Below are 22674 nucleotides of genomic sequence, written 5' to 3' on the forward strand. Positions count from 1 at the left end.
TCACTCCCCGACGAGCGCGTCCAGGTCGCGCAGGTTGTAGGCGACCGCCTCGGCGACCCGCTCGAAGGGCAGGTCCAGCGCGGCGGGCAGGGTGTGCGCCCAGAAGGCGACGAGCTGGTCGGCCCGGTTGCGCGCGCCGGAGGGCAGCTTGGGCGCCATGATCTCCAGCAGGCCGAGCTGGTCGGCGGCCATGCCGGTGACCTGGTGGTAGAGCGGGTCCGGCACGCTGAGGGTGCCCGCCAGGCCCGCCGGGGTGGCGTTCATCAGCTGCTCGCTGACCAGGCTGCGGAACTCCTCGTCGCCGCCGATCACCCACTGCTCGTAGGCGCGCAGCATGCTCGGCCACGAGGACGCCTTGCCGTACCCGGTCAGCGGGAGCGTCATCGAGCCGCCCTCGACGTCGATCCGGATCCGCGACGGCGAGCTCGGCTCGCCCTCCACCACGCTGACCCGCCCGTTCCACAGCAGGCAGAGCAGCCGGTGCAGGATGCGGACCCGGTGCTCCTCCGTCGTGGCCAGGTAGCCGAAGTCGTAGCCGAGCCGCTGGCGCCACTTCAGGTGGTCCTGCGGCCGCTCGCCGTGCAGCGCGTCGGCCCAGCTGGCCAGCACCTCGCGCAGCTCGCGGACCTGGGTGACGCTCATCGAGGTGCGCAGCTGCACGACGGTCACCGAGTCCGCGTCGATGTTGCAGAAGTCGGGCACGCCCGGCAGGTCGATCCGGTCCTTCAGGAAGCGCTCCAGGTCGGGGTCCTTGGCCGGCGCCGGGTAGGAGACCAGCACCTTCAGGTCGCCCGTGCCGTCGGGGGTGAAGCCGCCCGGCACCAGGTCGGCCAGCTTGAGCCGGAACTGCCGCACGTGCGGGTCGTCACCCCCGCCCGAGGCGGTCCCGGAGGCAGACTGGGCCAGGATGTCGGCCAGCGAGGGCAGCAGCGGCCGCTCGCCCAGCGCGGCGGCCTCGTCCTGGTCCTTGAAGAGCTTCTTCACCTCCAGCTTGAGCCGCTCCCGCACCCAGTTGAGCGCCTCGGCCGGCTTGCCCGTGCGCCAGGCCAGGTCGTACGCGTGCCGCCAGCCGTCCGGGCCCACCAGCGCGTTGACCACGCCGGCCTCTCCGTCGGTCGGGCGGAGCAGCTGCCGGGCGACGAAGACGTCGACGAAGCGGCGCACGACCGCGTCGTAGAAGGCGTCCGCCCCGGTGGGCGGCAGCAGGTGGTAGACGCCCACGCGGGTCTCGTAGAGCTCGCCCGCCCGGCGCGCGAACCGCTCGGGGTCGGCCTCGGCGTGCTCGGCGAAGACCTGGGTGAACTCGCGCACCTCGCGGATGAGCTGCTTGCGGCGCGGCTCCCAGCGGGGCATCTGGTCGGCCCACGCCTTGTGCCAGAGCGACTGGCTGCGCCACAGGTACCAGGCCTCCTGGTCGGCCAGCGACGCCTGGACGGCGGGGTCGGCCCACTGCACCTTGCGGAACACCCGGTCACGCATCGGCCGGGGCTGCGGGGGAGCCTCGTTCATGTTGTCGTACGGCTTGCGCGGCTGTGCCCTGCGGTGGTCGAGCAGCCCGGCGAAGCCCAGCCGGTCGGCCTCGTGCACGTCGCCCGGCAGGCCGACCACCACCCGCCGCAGCCGGAACGGGTCCACCTGGCCGAGCCCTTCGAGCGCGCCGCGCCGCACGTCCATCTCCTGCGCCATGGCCGGCACGCTGCGGGTGAGCTGGCGCTCCAGCGAGGCGAGGTTGTCCTCCATCGCGCGCATCCGGTTGGCCAGCGACTTCAGGATGTCGGCCGCGCCGGTCGCGGTGCGGGCCTCGGGCAGCGGCAGCGGCTCGCGGGTGTTGAGCGGTTCGAGGTTGGTGGTGGTGAACATGCGCCGGATCTCGTCGACGTTGCTCTCGGCGGCGCCCGGCGGCACGGCTTCGAGCTGCGTCACCGCGCGGGCCAGCAGCCGCGAGCTGACCAGGTCGGCCAGCTCCTCCACGGGCACGGTCATGGACGACACGAACGCCGTCGAGACGCCCCGGTTGCCGATCCCGGAGGCCGCCGCCACCTCGCGCTCCACGGCCCGGTTGATGAAGTCGTCGGCGAACGAGGACTCCCCGCGATCCTCCATGCCGCCGGCCGCCTCGCCCGAGGTGCGCGGCTGGGTGCCGGCCAGCGAGACGATCAGCGAGGCGATCGAGCGGTGCAGGTCGTCCCGCTCGACCCCGGGCGGCATCGTGAACAGGAACGCGGTCTGTACGGTGCCGGTGGCCAGGCGGACCTCGCCCCTGGCCGGGTAGCGCACGCCGAGCTCGCCGACGATGCCCTGCTCGTCGACCTGCGTGCCCGCGGCCGGCGCGTTCTGGTCGTCGACCAGCCGGAACAGGTCGAGCAGGCTGGAGCCGGCGTTCAGCCGGGCGCGGCGGCCGCCGCCCTTGCCCTCGGCGAACGCCGACGGCATGACGACCAGCGGGTAGATCCGCGCCCGGATGCCGTTGCGGGCGAAGGCGTCGCCGATCAGGTGCAGGTAGTCGTAGAAGATGCCGCTGCCGGTGCCGCCCGCCACCGAGAAGGCCACGAAGACGTCGCAGCTGCGCCGCAACCGGCCGCCCAGCGCGGCCAGCTCGCTGCCGGAGTTGCTGATCGCGCCGATGGCGTCGTCGATGCCCTGCACCACCGGCCCGGTGCCGTGGCGCATCCGTTCGAACAGCGCCGCCCTGGCCACCGTGGGCAGCTGCCCCGCGCCCCGCATGAGGGGTGCGACCAGCGGTTCCTGCTCGCGTGGCGGCAGCCAGTCCTTGACGTGGTCGCCCAGCGTGGCCCGCAGGCTGCGGGCCACCTCCGGGTAGGAGTCGAACTTCGGCACCACGTCGTGGATCAGGTGGGCGGTCCGGCTCGCCGCCGGGAACTCCTTCTCCGTCGGCACCACCCGGCGCCGCGTGCGGTTGAGCTCGGCCTCGTTGAGGTCCACGTAGACGAACTGCAGGCAGGAGGGCAGCTCGTACGGCTGGTAGTTCTGCCAGCTGAAGTTCCTGATCAGGTCCATGCCGTCGGGACCGCACAGCTCGTCCCGCAGCCAGCGCTCCAGCTCCACGCCCACGCGGCAACCGGTGCCGCCGAGCCCTACGAACATCATCGGATCGAAGATCCTCATGCGCTCCTCACAACAGGTCGTCGCCCGGCATCGGTCTGTGGGTCCTGCTCTGGTGCGGCTCCCGCCCGCCGTACGCGGGCTGCCCGGCTGCCGAGCCGCGCGCCCGCCCGTCGTCCACGCCGAGGTACAGGCCGCCCGGCAGGGCGATCGGCCGCCCGGGGAGCAGCGGGTCCAGCTCCTGCCCGGACGGGTCGCGGACCAGGACGGCCTGGCCGGCGCCCCGGCGTACGGTGTAGCCGGTGCCGTACGTGCGGACCAGGCGGCCGCCGCTGACCTCGAAGGTGAACTCGGGGCCCTCGCCCAGCGGCGCCTGCAGCCGGCTGATGTACGGCTCGCCCGGCTGGTCGAACAGGTGCAGCGTCAGCTCGCTGGGATCGGCCGCCCGGCGCCGGGCCCGCCTCCTGACCAGCAGGAACGGCAGCGCCACCGCCACGATCGCGAGCAGGATCAGCAGGGCCTGGAGCAGCCGCTGCCACAGCGGGGTGGGCGGCCGCACGTCCACGTCCACGAACTCCTCGGCCACCACCTGCCCGGTCGCGTCCACGACCTGGACCACGCCGCCGATCCGGCCCTCGGGCGCGCCGGCGCCGACCCGGAGCGCGAAGGCGTGCTCGGAGGCCCCCGCCGGCGCCTGCAGCTGCTGGGCCGACAGGCTCACCGTGCCCGGGACGTCGACGAGCCGCAGCCCGAGCTGGGCCGGCCCGGCGTCGTTGGTCACGCGCACGGCGCCGGAGACCTCCGCGCCCGGCTCGACCGTGGCCGCGTCCAGTTGCACCTGGGCGCGGAGCCGGTCGGCGGGCCCGGCGACGCGGGTCGCGTAGGGGCGCTCGTCACCGGCCACGCCGGGCCCGGTCACCCTGCCCAGGAAGGACAGCGCGCCGGTGGCCGAGGCGGGGATGGCGACCTGGCCGGAGAACTCGCCGTCGCCCTCGCCCCGGTCCGCGCCGTCGCCCGTGTCGCTCAGGTCGATCGGGAGCTCCTGGAAGCCCTCGCCGGACATCCTGGCGGTGAAGCGCAGGCCCTCCAGCGCGGCCGGGTCGGTGATCGTGCCCGTCCTGGTCTGGAGCCGCAGCCGCACGGCCACCTGCTCGCCGGGGCGCGGGCGGGGGTTGCTCAGGGAGATCGAGGCGCGCAGCGCGCCCTGCCAGACGACGGTCGCGCTGACGTCCTGGCGCTCGACGCCCGGCGGCGACTTGAGCTGGATGCGCCACTTGCCGGGCAGCGGGTTGCGGATGCGCAGCGACTCCACCGGGCCGGACTCGCCGGCGGCCTGGAAGGTCGAGTCGTTCTGCTCGCCCTGCTTGGGCACCTGCGCGCCGGCCGGGTCGAAGTAGGTGACCTGGATGCGCCGGTCGCGCTTGACCACCACGATCGAGCCGTCGGTCGCGATGATCGGGATGTTGACATGAAGATCGACGGTGGCGCCCGCGTCGAGTGAATCGGTCACCGACTCCTCGATGCCCGCGCACCTGGCGTAGGCGAACGCCTCCAGCAGGGAGCGCTCGACGTCGGCGGAGTTCGCGACGACCCGCGCCCGCGGGGTGGCCGACTCCTGGCCGCCGCAGGGCTGCCGCCAGCCGCCGGCGGCGAAGGCGTCGAGGCTGGTCTTGTCGGCGGAGCCGAAGCCGAGCGGCCAGATCTGCACCCGAGCCCGCTCGGCGTCCTTCAGGCCGCTGCCGATCTGCGCCTGGGCGTTGCGGTTGCGGGCCTGGGCGTCGGCGCCGTACTGCGGGCTGTTCCTGACGTCGAGGACGCCGTCGGTCAGCAGGAACACGATCTTCGCGCGCTGCTGGTCGTCGGGCTTGTTCATGATGTCGAGCGCCTGCTCGAGCGCGGCGGCGTGGTCGGTGTCGTTGCCCTCGTCGGTGCCGCGGCGGTGCAGCCGCTCCACGCACCGGCTCAGCGACTCGCGGTCCTGTGCCGTCTCCACCCCGGTCAGCGGGCAGACGATGTCCACGGCCGACTGGCCGGGACCGTTGGAGCTGCCGAAGCCCACCACGGACACCTGCGACTGCGGCGAGAGCTCGCTGAGGGCGATGAGCTGCGCGGCGGCCCGCTCACGGGCGACGTCCTGCCCGCTCAGGCTGCCCGACTCGTCGACCAGGATGACGACGCGCACGGGCTTGACGTCGGACGGGGCCCGGCGGGGTAGGCCGGCCTGCGCGGCCGTCGGGAAAAGCACCACAGCAGCGGTCACGGTCAGCGCGAAAAGGGACGTGAAGGATGAAGTGACGCGCACATTTCCTCACAGTTGCCGTTTTTCCTAACCGCTGAACGGAGAAAGGCCCCGAGAAGTTTCTGCCGTAGTTATGGACGCAACGACCGCCAATTTGAGCATGTCCGAAATTGGACACGGATGCAATGCATATCGCGATCCTAAAGGGAGACGCGCGGATGTGACGGAGAGAGATGCCTGGATAACAGGCTGGTTGGTAACGGAGGAAAGTTGGCGACCAGATCGCCCGGCTCGGTGCGACCTCATCTGGATCGCGGTGCGCTCCGGGGCCGCCTCCTTACGACGAGGGTGACCAGGCCGGGAACCACCCGCCGAAGCGGTGCCAATGTCGGAAAAAGGCGAATCCGTCGGTGTAAAGGCGGCAGTAAATGTCGTCCGCGGCCCCGGAGGATCGTCCGCCGGGGCCGGGGATGCTCAGCCGGGGATGCTCAGCCGAGGTGCTCGTCGGGCCGGAAGTCGGCGGGGGAGAGCCGGCCGTAGATGATCATGAGGACGGCCACGAGCGCGGTCCACCCGGTCTGGTGCCCGGCGCCCAGACCGGCGCCGTCGTCGCCGTGGAAGTACTCGTGGAACTGGATGAGGTCGCGCCAGTGCGGGTCCTCCTGGAAGATCCGCTGCCCTCCGTACACCGGCCGCCGCCCGTCGGGGCCGCGCAGGAACAGCCGGACGAGCCGGTCGGAGATCTCCTGGCCGACCTCGTACAGCGTCATCCGGTTGCCCGAGCCCGTCGGGCACTCGACGGTGAAGTCGTCGCCGTAGAAGGCGTACAGGTGCAGCAGCGCCCGGATGATCAGCGCGTTGACCGGGAACCACACCGGCCCCCGCCAGTTGGAGTTGCCGCCGAACATCCGGCTGTCGGACTCGGCCGGCAGGTACGCCACGCGGTACTCGCGGCCCGCCACCCGGAACGAGTACGGATGCTCGGCGTGGTGGCGCGACAGCGACCGGATCCCGTACGGGCTCAGGAACTCGTTCTCGTCGAGCATCCGGGCCAGCACCCGCCGCAGCTTCCGCTCGTCCAGCAGCGACAGCATCCGCTGCCCGCCCACCCCCGGCCGGTCGGCGGCCGACATGCCCTCGGCCACCGACGGGTGCCTGCGGGCGAACTCCCTGATCCGGTTGTACAGCCGGGCGTCCCGCTCGTCGGGCCGCGGCGTGAAGACGGTGGTGGCGCACAGCGGCAGCAACCCGACCAGGGAGCGCACCCTGAGCCGGGTGGCCTCGCCGGCCGGCAGCCGCAGCACGTCGTAGAAGAACCCGTCCGCCTCGTCCCACATCTCCTCCTTCACCTCGCCGATCCGGTCGGTCGAGGCGGAGATGCGCAGGAAGTGCTGGGCGAAGCGCACGGCCAGATCCTCGTACGCGGGCGCCCGGTCGGACAGCTCGGCGGCCATCTGCAACATCGTCTGCGTGTAGAACGCCATCCACGCGGTGCCGTCGGCCTGGTCGAGCGACCCGCCGGTGGGCAGCGCGGCGCTGCGGTCGAACACGCCGATGTTGTCCAGGCCGAGGAAGCCGCCCTGGAACACGTTGCGGCCGTCGGGATCCTTGCGGTTGACCCACCAGGTGAAGTTCAGCAGCAGCTTCTGGAACACCCGCTCCAGGAAGTCGGGGTCGCTGTGGCCGTCGAGCCGGCGGTCCATGCTGTTGATGAAGCGCGCCGCCCACGCCTGCACGGGCGGGTTGACGTCGCCGAACGCCCACTCGTACGCCGGCACCTGGCCGCTCGCGTGCAGGTATCTGTCGCCGAGCAGCACCTCGACCTGGTGCTTGGCCAGGTCGACGTCCACCATCGCGAGCGCGACCGCGTGGAAGGCCTGATCCCAGGCGGCGAACCACGGATATTCCCACTTGTCCGGCATGACGAGGATGTCGTCGGCGCTCAGGTCGTACCAGGCGTGGTTGCGCTGCCCGGTGCGGTTCCACGGGTCGGCGCCGTGCTCGGCCAGCCAGGTCTCGACGTCGAAGCAGTAATACTGCTTGCTCCACAGCAGGCCGGACAGCGCCTGCCGGAGCACCAGCGCCGCGTCCTGGCCGGTGTCCCGCGGGGCGAGCGCGGCGTAGAAGGCGTCCGCCTCGGCCCGCCGCGCCGCGATCACCTCGTCGAAGCCGGGCCCGAGCGGGTCCGGCACGTCCCCTGCCGCGAGCCGGACGCGTACGGTCGCCTCCCCGCCGGCCGGCACCGTCAGCGTGTGGTGCGCGGCGGCCTTGGTCCCGGCCAGGTCCGGGTTCACCGCGCCGCCCTCGCCGTTCACGACGTGGCGGCCGATGCCGTCCTTGACGTACGGGGTGGCGTTGCGGCCGCCGAACAGGCGCTCCTTGTTCGTCTCGTTCTCGGTGAACAGCAGCGGGACGTCCGCCGCGCAGTGGAGCCGGTACGTCCCCAGCTCCCGGTGGTCGGCCTGGACCACGCCGGGCCCGGCGGCCCGCATCGCCGGCTTCGCCGTGCCGCCGCCCCACGACCAGGTGTTGCGGAACCACAACGTCGGCAGGACGTGCAGCGTGGCCGCCTCCGGCCCCCGGTTGGCCACGGTGACGAGCATGAGCAGGTCGTCGGGGGCGGCCTTGGCGTACTCGACGAAGACGTCGAAGTAGCGATCGCCCGCGAAGACGCCCGTGTCGAGCAGCTCGTACTCGTAGTCGTGCCCGCCCCTGGCGGCGTTGGTGGCGACCAGGTCGTTGTAGGGGAAGACGGCCTGTGGGTATTTGTAGAGGTATCGCATGTACGAGTGGGTCGGGGTGCTGTCGAGGTAGAAGTAGTAGTCCTTCACGTCCTCGCCGTGGTTGCCCTCCCTGTTTGTGAGCCCGAACGGGCGCTCCTTGAGGATCGGGTCCCGGCCGTTCCACAGCGCCGGCGACAGGCAGAGCCGCTGCTTGTCGTCGCTGACGCCGCCGAGGCCGTCCTCGCCCCACCGGTAGGCCCGCGAGCGGGCGTGGTCGTGCGGGAGGTAGTCCCACGCCTCGCCCGTCACGCTGTAGTCCTCGCGGACCGTCCCCCACTGCCGCTCACTCAGGTACGGCCCCCACCGGCGCCAGGGCGCGTCCGGAGCGGCCGACTGCGCTAGTCGTTCCCGTTCGGCATCCATGGGGGCAGCATGCTCCCCCTTCCCCGCCCGTGCCTGCTCACCGCACGGTGACGTCCGGATGTGGACGCTCACCGGCCTCGGACGAACAGGCTGGAGACCACGGTGACCGCCGCGCCCAGCACCGCCACCAGGGGGGCCGCCACGGGCAGCAGGTGCACGCACAACGCGGCGGCGGCGGCGCCGAGCGCCAGGGTGAGCAGCACGGCCGCCAGCTCGAACAGGTGCGGCGGGCCGGTGCCGGGGGCGAGCTGACGGGAGATGGAGACGGTCAGCGCGCCGGTGATGAACGTGGTCGAGCCGACGAACGTACGCAGCCGGTGGGTCACCGCGCTCTGCCCGCCCATGGCCAGGGCGGCGATCGCGACCAGCGGCAGCTGCGGCCAGGACGCCGCCCAGCCGGTCGCCAGCACGGCCAGCAGGCACAGCTCCGCGCCCACGGCCAGCCTGGTACGGGCGGCCCAGCCCGTGGCCGGGCCGATGAAGCGGAAGGCGACGACCAGGCCGCAGATGAAGGCGACCAGCGCCACCAGCGAGCCCACCGCCTCGGACAGGCGGCCGTGCCCCGCCGACAGGCCGAGCAGGACCAGATTGCCGGTCATGTTGGAGGTGAAGACCTGGCCCAGGGCGAGGAAGGTGAAACCGTCCACGGCGCCCGAGGTCAGCGCCAGGCTGAGGACGGGCAGGCGGGTGCCGGACGACATCCTTCCATGCTCCGCCGCGCCGCCCGCCTCCTGGGGAAGGCGCGCTGGAACTCAGTCGCGCAGGGAGCCCCCGCCGTCGACGGACCAGGTCTGGCCGTTGATCCAGGCGGCGTCGTCGGACAGCAGGAACGCCACCGCCCCCGCCAGGTCGGCCGGCCTGCCCAGCCGCGGGCTGCGGATCGCCCCCAGCACCGCCGCCTTGAACCCCTCGCTCATCGTCTCCAGCCCGGTCTCGCTGAGCACCATGCCGGGGGAGACGCCGTTGCAGCGGATGCCCTCCTTGCCCCAGCGGGAGGCGACGTGCCGGGTCAGGGCGTTGATGCCGGCCTTGGACGCGGCGTAGGCCGGGCGCACCGCCTCGCCGACGTACGCGGCGCCGGACGAGGTGTTGACGATGGCGCCACCGCCGCCCTCCAGCAGCAGCGGGACGGCGGCGCGGCAGGTGTGGGCGTACCCGATGAGGTTGACCTCGAACGTGCGCCGCCAGATCGCCGCGTCCATCTCCGACAGGTCGCCGTCGCGCCCGAGCGTGTCCGGCGACAGGTCGGCGCCCACGTTGAACAGCCCGTCCACCCCGCCGAACTCGGCGACCGCCCGCTCGAACAGCGCCCGCACCGACCCCTCGTCGGCGAGGTCGAACGCGACCGCCACGGCCGTGCCGCCGGCGGCCTTCACGCGCCCGGCGGTGGCCTCGGCGCCCTCGAGGTTGACGTCGCCGATCAGCACCTGGGCACCCTCCTCGGCCAGCCGCTCCGCGGTGGCCGCGCCGATGCCGGTGGCACCGCCGGCCACCACGATCCTCTTGTCCGCCAAGCCGCGCATCAGGTCTCCGATCTCGTGGTGACGGGAGCCAGCCAGAGGCCGGCCAGGGCGTCGATGAGGCCGAGGGCGGTGGCCTCCCAGCTCGTACGCGCCGTGGGGCCGCCCTCCTGCAGGGCCCGCTCGCGCTCGGCCAGGATGTGCACGACCAGCAGGCGGCTCATGTCGCTCCGCTCGGCGTGCACCTCCTCCGGCAGGCCCGGCAGCAGCCGGAACATGCCTTCCAGGGAGCGCCGCATCGAGGGCGTCGCCACGGACTCGTCGATGACGATCTGGCGCAGCGCCGGGACGGTGTTGACCTGGGCCAGGCAGCGGGCCCGCCAGCTCGGCACGCCCAGCGCGTCGAGGTGGTCGGTGGCGGGGCGGACGAGGCAGGAGACCCACGCGCGCAGGTCGGTCGCGTCGCCCATCTCCGCCAGCATGCGCAGCCGCCGCTGCTCGGTCTCGGTGGTGTAGCGGCGCACGATCGCGCGTACCAGATCGGCCTTGGTGCCGAAGTGGTAGCCGACGGCGAAGTTGTTCGCCTGCCCGGCCGCCTCGCCGATCTGCCGGTTGGACACCTCGCCGACCCCGTGCTCGGCGAACAGCCGCTCGGCGGCGTCGAGGATGGCCTCGCGGGTCTCCTGGGCCCGCTCGGTCCGGCCGGCCACCGTCACCACCGCACCGGCACGCGCTCCAGGCCGCCGACGACCAGGCCCTCGCGGCGCCTGAGCTCGGCGACCGGGACGGCCAGCTCCAGCGTGGGCAGCCGGTCGAGCAGCACCTTGAGCACGGTCTGCAGCTCGGTGCGGGCCAGCGACTGCCCGATGCACGAATGCGGGCCCACGCCGAAGGCCACGTGCGGGTTCGGCGAGCGGTCCAGCCGCATCTCGTCGGCCCGCTCGAACTGCCGCTCGTCCCGGTTGGCCGCGGCCATGCTGCAGATCACGGTGGTGCCCTTCGGCAGCGGCTCGCCCGCCACCTCGACCTCCTCGCTGAGGTAGCGCGGCATGCCGAAGCCGGGGTTGGCGTCGTAGCGCAGGACCTCCTCCACCGCCGGGCGGACGAGTTTCGGGTCGGCCAGCAGCGCCTCCCACCGGCCGCGGTCGGCCAGCAGCATGGAGACCATCTTGCCGATCATGTTCGCGGTGGTCTCGTGCCCGGCCACCAGCAGCCCCTTGGCCGTGCCCAGCACCAGCTGCTCGGTCAGCCGCCCGTCCAGCCCCGCCACCATCGACAGCAGCTCGCTGACCAGGTCGTCGCCCGGCCGGGCCTGCTTGGCCTCGGTCAGCGCGACCAGGTACGCGTCGAACTCGGCCTGCGCGGCGTCGATCTCCTCCTGGCCGAACCTCGTCATGCTGAGCATGGTGTCCGACCAGTACGCGAACCTGTCGCGGTCGGAGTCGGGCACCCCGAGCAGGTCGCAGATCGCCCACACCGGCAGCGGGAACCCGACCGCGCTCACCAGGTCGGCCGGCGCTTCCCGGGTGACCATCTCCTCGACCAGGTGCTCGGCCATGGCCTGGATCCTGGGCTGCATCGCGGTGACCCGCTTGGCGGTGAACGCCTTGCCCACGAGCTGCCGCCACGCCCGGTGCTCGTCGCCGCTCATGCTGCTGCCGCCGCTGCCGAACACGCCGCCGGACTCGTTGGCGGTCACCCGCGCGGCGTCCGCGGCGTCGAGCTGGCGGGTGAAGCGCGGGTCGGACAGGACCTGCCGCACGTCGTCGTACCGGGTGAGCAGCAGCGCCTCGTCGCCGCTGGCCAGGCGGATCGTCGCCACCGGGCAGCCCTCACGGAGCTCGGCCCACTCCGGGGGCGGTTCCAGCGCGCTGGGGTTGCGGAAGGGGTACTCGGGTGCCTCGGTCACGATTCGTCTCCCTCTGCGCGGTGGCTGGACGACATTGAAGTCATGTCATCCATTTAAGTCAAGCGACTCAAACAGGGAGAGGGCCGTGAGCGCGGGAGGCGGACCGCGCCCACGGCCTCCGCGGTGCCGCGTCAGATGGAGATGCGGCCCGCTCCGGCGCCGCCGGTCACGATGGACTTGACGCTGGAGGCGCTGTCGAGCGAGTACGAGTACGGGATCGACCGGACGCTGCCGCCCTGGTCACCGCTGCCCGAGTTGACGAAGTGGTTGTTGCGGGCCACCAGGCTGCCGGCCGGGGAGCTGCCCTCGCCGCGGTGGAAGGGGTCCTCGGTGTTCTCGAAGTAGTTGCCCTCGACCAGCACGCCGGCCTCCTGGGTGGAGGCGACGCCGTAGCTGCCCACGTTGCCGTAGAAGTTGTTGTACACGTGCACGGGGTTGCCGAACCGCACGCGCGGGTGGCGCTGGTTGGTGCCGTCGAACCAGTTGTGGTGGTAGGTCACCCGCAGATGGTTGCGGTCCTCGGAGCCGTTGCCGTCGCTGTGGCCGAGCAGCATCGTCTTGTCGTGGCTGGAGAACTTGTTCCAGGAGACGGTGACGTAGTCGCTGGCCCGCTTGATGTCCAGGGCGCCGTCGTAGCCGTTGCTGAAGGAGTTGTGGTCGATCCACACCCGGGTCGAGTACTGGACGTTGATGCCGTCGTCGTTCCAGCCGCGGAACGTGAGGTTGCGGATGATCACGTTCGACGCCTGGGAGACGTTGAAGCCGCAGCCGGAGATGGTCGCGCCCGAGTTGCCGATGACGGTCTTGTTCGAGGCCACCCTGAGCATGCCGGAGCAGGAGATCGTGCCGGAGACCCGGATCACGGCCGCCGAGCCGGACGACAGGGCGCTCGAGAGGGCGGAGGAGGAGCTCACCGTGGTGGTGGGCGCGCTGCCGCCGCCGGTGGTGCCGCCGCCCTGGGTGGCCCAGCCGACCAGCGGGGTGTCGGCCGAGGCGGGCGGTACGGTCACGGTCAGCCCGGCGGCCGCCGCGGCCAGGCCCGTGGCCAGCGTGAGGATACGTCGTGATGTGCGCATGGTGGTGCTCCTCCTTCAGAGGTATCGATGCCGTCCACATATGTGAACGGCTGGCAAGATGGTGAACACGTGTGAATCTAGGAAAGCGCTTTCCAGTCGTCAACAAAGCGCCTGTGATCCGTTCCGGCGGAATCGGCGTCGTCGCCGGTCAGGACATAACAGGCAAGATTTCCGGGAGTGAAACTTTCAGTCGGGACCCCGGACGCGAAAGGGCCGGTGCCGGACATCCGGCACCGGCCCTACGCGGTCGGGACTACTCGCTCACCTCGATGGCGGCGGCCGGGCAGACGGCCGCGGCTTCGCGGACCAGGGCGTGCTGGTCCGCGCCCGGCTCCGCCTCCAGCAGGATGACGATGCCGTCGTCCTCGCGCTGGTCGAACACCTCCGGCGCGAGCAGCACGCACTGACCCGCGCCGCAGCACTTGTCCTCGTCCACGGTCACTTTCATGCTGACTCCTCTCTGTCGGTCCGGGTCACCAGCGGACCGGGACGGTGCGCAGGCCGCCGACGGCCAGGCCCTCCACCCGCTCCAGCTCCGCCAACGGCACGGCCAGCTCCAGGGTGGGCAGCCGGCGCAGCAGCACCTCGAGCACGACCTGCAGCTCGGTGCGGGCCAGCGACTGGCCGAGGCAGGAATGGGCGCCGGCGCCGAAGGCCAGGTGCGCGTTCGGGCTGCGGGTCAGGTCCATCCGGTCGGCGGCCTCGAAGGCGCTGTCGTCGCGGTTGGCGGCGGCCATGCTGCAGATCACGGTGGTGCCCTTGGGCAGCACGGTGTCGGCGATCTCGGCCTCCACGGGCAGGTAGCGCGGCAGGCCGAAGCCGGAGTTGGCGTCGAGGCGCAGCGTCTCCTCCACCGCCGTGCGGATGAGCTTCGGGTCGGCCAGCAGCGCCTCCCAGCGGCTGCGGTCGGCCAGCAGCATGGAGACCATCTTGCCGATCATGTTCGCGGTGGTCTCGTGCCCGGCGACCAGCAGGGCCATGCCGGTGACCAGGATCTGCAGGTCGGTCAGCCCGCCGTCCTCCGGGCCGCCGGCCGCGATCAGCTCGCTGAGCAGGTCCTCGCCCGGCTGCTCCCGCTTGGCGGCGACGTGGTCGGACATGTACTGGAAGAACGCGGCCTGGGCGGCCTCGATCTCCTCCTTGGTGTAGCGGGTGAGGTTGAGCAGCGTGTCCGACCAGTACGAGAACCGGTCCCGGTCCTCGGCCGGCACGCCGAGCATGTCGCAGATCACGTACACCGGCAGCGGGAAGCCCAGGCTCGCCTTGAGGTCGCCCGGCGCGCCCCGCGCCACCATCTCGTCGATGAGGTCGTCGGCGATCTGCGCCATCGTGGGCCGCAGGGCGGCCATGCGCTTGGCGGTGAACCACTTGCCGACCAGGCGCCGCCAGCGCAGGTGCTCCTCCCCGCTGTCGGGGATGATCTGCGCGACGTCGCTGTTGAACACCCCGCCGCCGTCGGCCGACAGCCGGGCCGCGTCGGGGGCGGTGAGCTGGCGGGTGAAGCGCGGGTCGGCCAGCACCTGCTTGACGTCGTCGTAGCGGGTCAGCAGCCGCGCCCGGTCGCCGCTGGGCAGCGTCACGTGGGCCACTGGGCACTTGCCGCGCAGCTCGGCCCACTCCTGGGGCGGGTCCAGCGCCGCGTCGCTGGGGATCGGGTAGCTCAGAACCTCTTCGTTGACGCTCATGCGCATCTCCTCTTCGTGGATGGTTGCTCGCCTGGGCGCAGCGTCACGCGGGCGCGAGCGGCTGGTTGCCGAGGGCCTGTTGCCGCAGGAGGCGGGCCTGTTTGGGCATGTTCCAGCCGAGCACGCCGGTGACCCGCCCGCCCTCGCGGTAGAGGGCGGCGAAGCGGCCCTGCGCCGGGTCGCCCTCGGCGATGCCGACCTCGGCCGCGGGTGACGGCAGGCCGTGGGCCTGGATCTTGATGTCGTACTGGTCTGTCCAGAAATAGGGGATCGGCGTGTACGGGCGGTCGGCGCCGAGCAGGTTGGCCGCCACGACCTGGGCCTGCTCGGTGGCGTTGGTCCGGTTCTCCAGCCGCAGCCGCCTGCCCAGCCCCTCGTGCTGCCACGACGCGACGTCCCCGACGGCGTAGACGCCCTCGGCGGCGCGGCAGCGCGAGTCGCACTCCACCCCGTCGCCCAGGGTGAGCCCGCTGCCCGCCAGCCAGCCGGTGGCCGGCCGGGAGCCGATGGCCACCACGACGGCGTCGGCGGGCAGGAGCTCGCCGGTGGCCAGGCGTACCCCCGTGACGCGTCCGCCTGCTCCGGTCAGCCCGTCGACCGCGACGCCGAGCCGCAGCCGCACGCCGCGCTCGCCGTGCACGCTGCCGAGCAGGGCGCCGACCACCACGCCGAGCTGGTCGCCCAGCAGGGTGTGGCCCATCCCGGCGAGCGTGACGTCCAGGCCCATGACCCGGGCGGTGGCGGCGATCTCCGCGCCCAGCACACCCTCGCCCACGACCACGAGCCGCTCGGCGGCGGTGAGGTGGGTGTGCAGGGTGAGCGCGTCGTCCAGGCCGCGCAGCACGTGCACCCCGGCCAGCCCGTCCTGCCCGGGGAGCGTCCTGGGCTCCAGGCCGGTGGCGATGACGACGGCGTCGGCCCGCAGGACGCGGCCGGAGGCGGTGGTGACGGCACGGGCCGCGGCGTCCAGGGAGGCGGCGGGCTCGCACAGCACGAAGTCGGCGTTCAGCGCCTCCAGCTGCGCCTGCGTACGGAGCCGGGTCCGCGCCGGCTCCCAGGCGCCGGCCAGGACCTGCTTCGACAGCGGCGGCCGGTCGTAGGGCAGATGCGGCCCGGCGTCCAGGAGCGTCAGCCGGCCCTCGTAGCCGTGCCGGCGCAGCGCCTCCGCGGTGCTCAGCCCGGCGGCCGAAGCCCCGGCGATCACGATGCTCCCGGGCGAGGTCACGGGGCGTCGCTCCGGCGAAGGGCGGCGGCGGCCCTGCCTGCGCATATCCGCATGTGACGTGGTCCTTTCGTCGTCGCGTGGGATCAGATTACCCTACAGATGTAGGAAAACCTGCACATGTAGAGTGACGGTAGGGTGAAAGGCGTGGGCACCACGAAAAGCAGCAATCTCCCCTCCGGCGACCGGCGGGTGCGCCGGACCCAGGCGTCCCTGGCCCGCGCGCTGCTCAAGCTCGTCGAGGAGCAGGACCTGTCCCGGGTCAGCGTGGCGGACGTCGCCGAGCACGCCGGCGTGAGCCGCTCGACCTTCTACGACCACTACCGCGATGTCCACGAGCTGGCCGAGGCGGCCTGCACCGCGATGATCGACAACCTGATGGCGTCCCTGCCCGGCCCCGGCCCCGACTCCCCGGACCCGGGGCCGGAGGCGACCCGGTCACTGGAGGACTTCTTCGCCAGCCTCGCCGAGCACGCCGGCCTCTACCGCGCCCTCCTCGGGCCGCAGGGCAGCGCCCGCGTGGCCGACCACATCCGCCGCCGCAGCACCGTGGCCATCCACGACCGCGTGCACCATGGCGTCGTCGGCGGCGAGCTCCCGGAGCGCGCCGGGGCGCCGCTGGACATCCCGCACGACGTGCCCTCCGCGTTCATGGCGGGGGCGCTCATCGGGGTGGCGGCGGACTGGCTCCAGCGCGGCTGCCCGCGCACCCCGGCCGAGATGGCGGCCCTGACCTGGCCGCTGCTGGACGCCCTGCGTCCCGACGTCATCCGCCCGCTCACCTGAGATCCGCACGGTTCTCCGGCTCGCTCGCCGCGCCCGCCGGCTGAGGCGGGGGATCCCGTTCGGACATGCGAAAGGCGACCAGGCGGGCGACGTCCCGCTGATCACGTGCCTGGCGGGCCGGCGCTCAGGTCTTGTACAGCAGCGACAGCGGCATCGGCGCCGCCCGGTCGCCGAGCTGCGTGGCGGTCCGGCCGACGAAACGGGTCAGCGACCGCGCCAGGTGCGGCTGGTCGAAGTAGCCGAGCCGGTGGATCACGTCGTGGACCGGCACGCCCTCCTGGATCAGCACCGCCGCCTGCCTGGCCCGGTCGATCTGCCGGATGGCGCCCTGGGTGAGGCCGGTCGCGGCCAGGAAGCGCCGCTGCACGGTGCGCTCGGACACGTCAGGGGGCGCCTCGCCCAGCACCGCGGCCACGATCGGGTCGCGGACCAGCACCTCCTCCCGCGCCATCCGCCGGACGAACGCCTCCGCGTCGTCGTAGCCGGGCACGTCCCAGGACGAGCCCTTCAGCCAGAACGATCTCCGCGTCGCGTCGGGGATCTCCGCCGTGTCGTTCACGAGCCGGCTGACGGGGAGGTGCGGCATCGTGGTGCCGAGCGAGAAGGTGATCCCGAAGAACGTGGCGTCCTCGGGGACCGGGGCCGTGGCGGCCTTCGTCTCCGGCCCGTGGACGGCCACGCTCACCTGGCCGCGATGCTCCCAGAAGACCAGGTCCCAGCCGGCGGCGGCGATCGACGTCATCTGGTCGACGTGCTCGCTGCGGCTGCGCCACACCCGCTCGACGTACGGAGAATCCGACGGCCGGCTCTCGACCTCCAGGCCCATCCCCGTCACTCCTTCCCGACCGCCGGGCGCCCTGGCGCCGCACCCAGACCCTACGCCAGGGCCCCTTCCGCTAGTTCCAGATCCCGGGGACCTGGGCGGGCACGTCGTCGGCGACCCGCGTCCGGTCGATCACGTCGCCGCGCAGCGGCAGCAGGACGGTGACCTCGCGGCCCCAGTCCGAGAACCGGGTGGTCGACTCGATCCTGACGGAACCCTTGTCCACGGGCAGCACGCCCTTGGCGGACACCCGCTCGACCAGGCCCTTGGCGCCGAACCAGAGGGTGTAGGAGATCGTGCCGTCGTGGCCCTTCTTGTACCGCGTGCCGTAGCGCGCGGCGAACGCGGGCGACGCGGCCGCGAGCTTGGAGGCCTTGACGGACCCCTTGAGCACCCCGTCGCGCCAGGAGGAGCGGCCGGCCAGGAGCGTCTTGAGGGTGGCCGGCTCCAGCGTCTCCACCAGCAGATTGCTCGCCGGCAGGGTCACGCCGCCGTAGCGCACCCAGCTCGTGCCCTGCGGCAGGGCGTCGTCGACCACCGGACCGGAGACGTAGCTCGACGTGCCCGAGGAGATCATCCGGATGGGCCCCTCCAGCAGGTCCTCGGTCTCCTTCGGGCGGGAGCGCATCATGCCGCGGAGCAGGGCCTCGCTGTACGTCAGCGTCTGGCCCACGTCGGACGCGACCGCGCCCCGGGGGCCGAACCCGATGGTGCCGTCCAGCTCGGAGCCGGCGACCTGGTCACGCGAGTACGCCACCTTCGCCGTGGACTGAACGTTGACGGCCCTGCCGCGCGCTAACTCCGACTGGAGCGCCTTGACCGGGTCGCTTGCGAGTGCCGCCTGCGCGGGGGTGGCGGTGAGCTGCACCACGCCCGCGACCACGGCGACACCGACGATGGTTCGCTTCATGAGGATTCCTAGGGAACGGTCCGAAAAGTCGCGAATAATCTGGTGCATCTAAGATCGCCAGTCAAGCCGAATCGGGGATGCCACGGCCGGTGAACCCAGGTTCGCCGGCACACGTCCCGTTCTTACGATGAGAAAAGCGATGTGCGCGGTTCTCCTCCTGGTCGCCGCCCAGCTGGTGCTCACCGGGGAAACCGTGATCAGGTATCGGGACCCGTCGGCAGTGGTCCAGGAGTGGGCGCCGTTCCGGGAAGGCCGGGCGCCTCGTCCGATCCTGCTGGTGCAGACGCTTCCGGCGGTGGCCGTGAAGCCGGCCGGCGGGCGCGTCGCACGCGTGAGACCCGGCACGCCCCTGGACGCACCGGCGCCGGCGGCCACGGCGGTGTCGTTGCCCGACGGGGTGGCCCGGCTGCCGCGGATCTCCGCTTCGGAGGCGTTCGACGGCCTGGCCCGGCAGCTGGCCCGGCTGGGGGCGCCAGGGCCGGAGGACACGGTGGTCGGGGCGCAGCACACCGTGCACGCCTTCCAGTCCGACCGCGGCCCCGTACGGCTTCCGGCCTGGAGTTTCCGCCTGTCCCGGGGCGGGGTGCTGGTGTGGCCGGCGCTGCCGTCCCGGCTCTTCTGGCGGCTCGGGTCGCTCTCCCGGTCGTCCGCCATCACGTGGGCGAGCGCGAGCCCGGCGCGGCGCGAGGTCACCGTCTGGATGGACCCCGGCCGCACGTGCGGGGGCGGGGACCGGCCGGCTCCGCACGTGCGGATCACGGAGACCCCGGATGTCGTCGTGATCGGCGTCGTCGAGACGCTCGAACCCCAGGGGGCGCCCGAGCGGTGTGTCGTGCCCGCCGACTTCCGCGCCAGGCCCTTCACCTACCGGCTGAGCAGCCCCCTGGGTGCCAGAGGGCTGCTCGACGCGAGGGGCGGCGTCACCGTCGTGGGAGCGCCGCTCAGCCCTCCGGGGCGAGGTCCAGGGCCACCCCGTACATCCGCGACACCTTCAGCCGGATCACCAGCCGCCGGCCCCTGACCATCTCCTCGAGGAACGCCGCCTCGTCCGCCGGGTCCGCGAAGCCCCCCGACATCTCCAGCAGCTCGCGGCCGGTCGCGTCGCCGGGCACCGTCGTCACCTCCGACACCTCCGCCTCGCCCTCGGCCACGGCGTAGGACAGGACGCTGTCACCTTGCAGGTGCACGGTCGCCCGCGGGTCGTGGCGCAGATGGCCTACCTTGACGCGGCCCTCCGCCGACGAGATCCGGATGACCCGCTCCCCGGCGTTCCAGTTGACGACCATGGAGGCCAGGTGCGGCCGGCCGTCGCGCTTGAGCGTGGCCAGGACGCCGAAGGGCTGCTTGCCCAGGATCTCCAGCAGTTCGTCCTCGGTGAGCGGGCGCGCGCCCGGTCCTTGCCCAGGTCCGTATTCGGACATCTCGATGGCTCCTGTTCAGACGGTGGTCGGGTGCTGGATCTGCGGCCGGGCCGGGGATCCGCCCGGCCCGGGCTTCGGCCGGCGCAGCACGATCAGGGCGACCGCGAAGGCCGCGACGAGCAGCCCGGCGGAGGTGGCGAAGGCGAGGTGGTACCCGCCGGTCAGCGCGGCCGCGTCGGACGCGCCGCCGGCCCGCAGCGCCTCGGTACGGGAGGCCGCCAGCGTGGACAGGACGGCGACGCCCAGGGCCATGCCGATCTGCTGGGTGGTGTTGAACAGGCCGGAGGCCAGCCCGGCGTCGTCCTCCCGGGCGCCGGACATGCCGAGCGCGGTCAGCGTCGGGAGCACCAGGCCGCCGCCCGCGATCAGCACCATCACCGGGAGCAGGTCGGTGACGTAGCTCGCCTGCACCGGGATCCGGGTCAGCCAGGCCATCGCGGCGAACAGCAGCACGAGCCCGCCCAGCAGCACGGCGCGGGCGCCGAAGCGGGCGCTCAGCCGGGCCGAGACGAAGAGCGAGATCGTGCCGATCGCCACCGCCGCCGGGAGCATCGCCAGCCCGGTGTCCAGGGCGCCGTAGCCGAGGACCTTCTGCATGTAGAGGGCGACGATGATCTGGAAGGAGAACATCGCCGACAGCGCGAGGACCTGGACCGCGTTCGCCCCGGCGACGCTGCGGGAGCGCAGCACGCGCAGGGGCATCAGCGGGTTCTTCGCGGTGGCCTGGCGGACGACGAACGCGGCGAGCAGCGCCAGCGACACCGCGCCGAGCCCCAGGGTGTGCGCCGCCAGCCACCCGTGCTCCTCCACCTTGACCACGGTGTAGATGCCCAGCATCAGGCCCGCCGTGACGAGCAGCGCACCGGCCACGTCGGCCCCGGCGCGGAGCCCGAGCCCGCGGTCGGCCGGCAGCGCCGGCAGGGCCACCGCGATCGTGGCCAGGCCGATCGGCAGGTTGATGAAGAAGATCCAGTGCCAGTCGAGCACATCGGTCAGCACGCCGCCGACGACCTGCCCGATCGACGCCCCCGCTGCGCCGGTGAAGCTGAACACCGCGATCGCCTTGGCGCGCTCGCGTGGCTCGGTGAAGAGGGTCACCAGGATGCCGAGCACGACGGCCGAGGCCATCGCGCTGCCCACACCCTGCAGGAACCGGGCGGCGATCAGCATCTCCTGGCTGCCCGCCGCCCCGGCCAGCAGGGACGCGGCGGTGAACACCGCGTTCCCGGCCAGGAACATGGCCTTGCGCCCCAGGAGGTCGCCGAGCCGGCCGGCCAGCAGCAGCAACCCGCCGAACGCGATCAGGTAGGCGTTGACCACCCAGCTCAGACCGGCGGGAGAGAAGCCCAGGTCACGCTGGATGGCGGGCATCGCGACCGTGACGATGCTGCCGTCCAGGATGGTCATCAACGCGGAGGTCGACAGCACGACGAGCGCCGTGCGACGTGATGTGAACGACATGGTCCACTCCTGTCTCAAGGGATCAACAGGAGAGACCGTAGCAGATAGTTCCGTTGCAGACGATCCCTATCGGACCTACTTTGTGCGCTCCCGGGCCCGCCGGACCGCCTGCGGCGCCTCGGGCAGGGTGGCCAGGTGGCCGGTGACGAGCCGGTTCATAGCACGCAGCAGGACCTCCCGCTCGTCGTCCGGCAGGGAGCCCAGCGCCGCCGCGTGCACGCCGTCCACGATCTCCTGGCTCCGCCGCGCGACCTCGGCGCCCTTCTCGGTCACCGCCACGATGCGGGCCCGCCGGTCCGTGCTGGACGGGCGCCGCTCCGCCAGGCCGGCCTTCTCCAGGGCGTCCATGGTCACCACCATCGTGGTCTTGTCCATGTCGCCGAGCTCGGCGAGCTGGATCTGGGTGCGCTCCTCCTCCAGCGCGTGGACCAGCACGCAGTGCATGCGGGCGGTCAGCCCGATCTCGGCCAGGGCCGCCGCCATCTGGGAGCGCAGCACATGGCTGGTGCGGTCGAGCAGGAAGGACAGGTCGGGCTCGGTGCGCGAGGGTGCCATAGCAGTCATGCCCCCAGGCTACCAACTCGTCCCGTAATGGATTATCTGGCGAAGTCCAAAGCTGGACGCGCCGCGGTCCTTTGCGCCTGCGGCCCGGATCAGTGACGCTCCGAACGCGGAAGGTGACGAACGCGCTACGGTGAGCACGTCTCTGGCGGGCGACGTGGCCGTTGCCCGCTCGTCGCCGGTAGCACGCATCGGAGCAGGCACATGACCCATCAGGCCCGGCCCGCGGCGCGCCATGCCGCGGCCACCGCCGCCGTCCTGCTCGCCGTCGCCGCCGCCGCCATCGTCGTCGCCGCCCCGGCCCTTCCCGACCGGCCCCGGCCACCCACCGCTCCACGCATCGCCACCACTCCACCCGACACCGTCCGCGCGGCACCTCCGGCCGGGCCGTCGGGCCTGCCGGCGCTGGCGGAGGTGGCCGCTCGCCGGCTGCTCCTGGCCGATGCCGTGGCGGCGGCGAAGTTCGGGGGCGCGGGTCCCATCACCGATCCCGTGCGGGAGCGGGAGCTGCTGGCGTCGGTCGCCGCGACGTCGGCGGAGATCGGCCTGCCCCCGGACACCGGCGTACGGTTCTTCCGGGCCCAGATCGAGGCGGCCAAGCTGGTGCAGCGCGGACTGCACGCGCGCTGGCGGGCGTACCCGGAGCTGTGCCCGCGCGAGCGGCCCGACCTGGCCACCGGGGTGCGCCCGAAGCTCGACCGGCTCACTCCCCGCCTGCTGGAGCTGCTGAAGGCGACCGGGCCCGTCCGCGCGATCCCGGACCGGTGCCAGGAGACCCTCGCCATCGCCCGCCGCGCCGCCGGGACGCGCACCCGCCTCGACCCGCTGCACCGAGCCGCCCTGAGGGTGGCCCTGACCCCCGTCTGCCGGATCCGCGACAGATAACGAGAACGTCCTCCGGAGCATGCGAGC

Annotated in this window: 19 protein-coding genes; 3 read left to right on the top strand and 16 right to left on the bottom strand. The window is 72.6% G+C overall.

Translation table 11 applies throughout. The features are described 5' to 3' along the window. The 11 genes from ACTWPW_RS20325 to ACTWPW_RS20375 all read right to left on the bottom strand — a co-directional run bounded on the left by ACTWPW_RS20325 (position 1) and on the right by ACTWPW_RS20375 (position 15803). A complete protein-coding gene (locus ACTWPW_RS20325; RefSeq protein WP_443169587.1) occupies positions 1 to 3126 on the bottom strand; it encodes a tubulin-like doman-containing protein in 3126 nt (1041 codons plus the stop codon). 7 nt (positions 3127 to 3133) lie between these two features. Beyond that, positions 3134 to 5365, bottom strand: coding sequence for a VWA domain-containing protein (locus ACTWPW_RS20330; protein ID WP_443169588.1), 2232 nt, complete (start codon positions 5363 to 5365; stop codon positions 3134 to 3136). Positions 5366 to 5790: 425 nt separating this feature from the next. After that, positions 5791 to 8448, bottom strand: a complete 2658-nt coding sequence (locus ACTWPW_RS20335; protein WP_443169589.1) for an MGH1-like glycoside hydrolase domain-containing protein — start codon at positions 8446 to 8448, stop codon at positions 5791 to 5793. Positions 8449 to 8516: 68 nt separating this feature from the next. Continuing rightward, positions 8517 to 9149: a YoaK family protein gene (locus ACTWPW_RS20340; protein WP_443169590.1), complete on the bottom strand. Its 633-nt coding sequence runs from the start codon at positions 9147 to 9149 to the stop codon at positions 8517 to 8519. A 51-nt stretch (positions 9150 to 9200) separates the two neighbouring features. After that, positions 9201 to 9971 (bottom strand): SDR family NAD(P)-dependent oxidoreductase, encoded by a 771-nt coding sequence (locus tag ACTWPW_RS20345; protein ID WP_443169591.1) that lies wholly within the window; start codon positions 9969 to 9971, stop codon positions 9201 to 9203. After that, positions 9971 to 10618 (bottom strand): TetR family transcriptional regulator, encoded by a 648-nt coding sequence (locus ACTWPW_RS20350; RefSeq protein ID WP_375114405.1) that lies wholly within the window; start codon positions 10616 to 10618, stop codon positions 9971 to 9973. Before ACTWPW_RS20350 ends, ACTWPW_RS20345 begins: the two co-directional genes overlap by 1 nt. A gap of 2 nt (positions 10619 to 10620) precedes the next feature. After that, positions 10621 to 11817: a cytochrome P450 gene (locus ACTWPW_RS20355; RefSeq protein WP_443169592.1), complete on the bottom strand. Its 1197-nt coding sequence runs from the start codon at positions 11815 to 11817 to the stop codon at positions 10621 to 10623. A 131-nt stretch (positions 11818 to 11948) separates the two neighbouring features. Continuing rightward, positions 11949 to 12893, bottom strand: a complete 945-nt coding sequence (locus tag ACTWPW_RS20360; protein ID WP_364113947.1) for a pectate lyase family protein — start codon at positions 12891 to 12893, stop codon at positions 11949 to 11951. A 253-nt stretch (positions 12894 to 13146) separates the two neighbouring features. Further along, entirely contained in the window at positions 13147 to 13341 is a 195-nt protein-coding gene (locus tag ACTWPW_RS20365; protein ID WP_443169593.1) for a ferredoxin, read from the bottom strand. A 25-nt stretch (positions 13342 to 13366) separates the two neighbouring features. Continuing rightward, positions 13367 to 14578 carry a cytochrome P450 gene (locus ACTWPW_RS20370; protein WP_375114402.1) on the bottom strand — a complete coding sequence of 404 codons (1212 nt, stop codon included), beginning with the start codon at positions 14576 to 14578 and terminating at the stop codon, positions 13367 to 13369. Between the two features lie 43 nt (positions 14579 to 14621). Beyond that, positions 14622 to 15803 (bottom strand): NAD(P)/FAD-dependent oxidoreductase, encoded by a 1182-nt coding sequence (locus ACTWPW_RS20375; protein WP_443169594.1) that lies wholly within the window; start codon positions 15801 to 15803, stop codon positions 14622 to 14624. A gap of 144 nt (positions 15804 to 15947) precedes the next feature. Here ACTWPW_RS20375 and ACTWPW_RS20380 point away from each other — a divergent pair, with 144 nt between their 5' ends. Beyond that, positions 15948 to 16586 (top strand): TetR/AcrR family transcriptional regulator, encoded by a 639-nt coding sequence (locus tag ACTWPW_RS20380; protein ID WP_443169595.1) that lies wholly within the window; start codon positions 15948 to 15950, stop codon positions 16584 to 16586. A gap of 124 nt (positions 16587 to 16710) precedes the next feature. Here the strand turns inward: ACTWPW_RS20380 and ACTWPW_RS20385 are convergent, their stop codons facing one another. Together ACTWPW_RS20385 and ACTWPW_RS20390 are read right to left on the bottom strand one after the other, a co-directional pair. Further along, positions 16711 to 17412 carry a helix-turn-helix domain-containing protein gene (locus ACTWPW_RS20385; RefSeq protein WP_443169596.1) on the bottom strand — a complete coding sequence of 234 codons (702 nt, stop codon included), beginning with the start codon at positions 17410 to 17412 and terminating at the stop codon, positions 16711 to 16713. Between the two features lie 70 nt (positions 17413 to 17482). Then, the gene (locus ACTWPW_RS20390) at positions 17483 to 18319 is read right to left on the bottom strand and encodes a hypothetical protein (RefSeq protein WP_443169597.1); all 837 of its coding nucleotides are present in this window, start codon (positions 18317 to 18319) and stop codon (positions 17483 to 17485) included. A gap of 139 nt (positions 18320 to 18458) precedes the next feature. Between ACTWPW_RS20390 and ACTWPW_RS20395 the strand changes: the two genes are divergently transcribed. Further along, entirely contained in the window at positions 18459 to 19340 is an 882-nt protein-coding gene (locus ACTWPW_RS20395) for a hypothetical protein (RefSeq protein ID WP_443169598.1), read from the top strand. Here ACTWPW_RS20395 and ACTWPW_RS20400 read toward each other — a convergent pair. From ACTWPW_RS20400 to ACTWPW_RS20410, 3 genes are all read right to left on the bottom strand, one after another. Continuing rightward, positions 19261 to 19740: a TIGR03618 family F420-dependent PPOX class oxidoreductase gene (locus ACTWPW_RS20400; RefSeq protein WP_443169599.1), complete on the bottom strand. Its 480-nt coding sequence runs from the start codon at positions 19738 to 19740 to the stop codon at positions 19261 to 19263. The two genes, ACTWPW_RS20395 and ACTWPW_RS20400, sit on opposite strands and share 80 nt — an antisense overlap. Positions 19741 to 19755: 15 nt before the next feature. Then, entirely contained in the window at positions 19756 to 21201 is a 1446-nt protein-coding gene (locus tag ACTWPW_RS20405; RefSeq protein ID WP_443169600.1) for a DHA2 family efflux MFS transporter permease subunit, read from the bottom strand. A gap of 75 nt (positions 21202 to 21276) precedes the next feature. After that, positions 21277 to 21765, bottom strand: coding sequence for a MarR family winged helix-turn-helix transcriptional regulator (locus ACTWPW_RS20410; protein WP_375114394.1), 489 nt, complete (start codon positions 21763 to 21765; stop codon positions 21277 to 21279). Between the two features lie 201 nt (positions 21766 to 21966). On the opposite strand from ACTWPW_RS20410, the gene aroQ reads away from it, so the two are divergent. Next, positions 21967 to 22647: a gamma subclass chorismate mutase AroQ gene (gene aroQ, locus ACTWPW_RS20415; RefSeq protein ID WP_443169601.1), complete on the top strand. Its 681-nt coding sequence runs from the start codon at positions 21967 to 21969 to the stop codon at positions 22645 to 22647. Positions 22648 to 22674 lie beyond the last annotated feature (27 nt).

This window comes from Nonomuraea sp. KM90 (assembly GCF_052246675.1).
Classification (GTDB): domain Bacteria; phylum Actinomycetota; class Actinomycetes; order Streptosporangiales; family Streptosporangiaceae; genus Nonomuraea.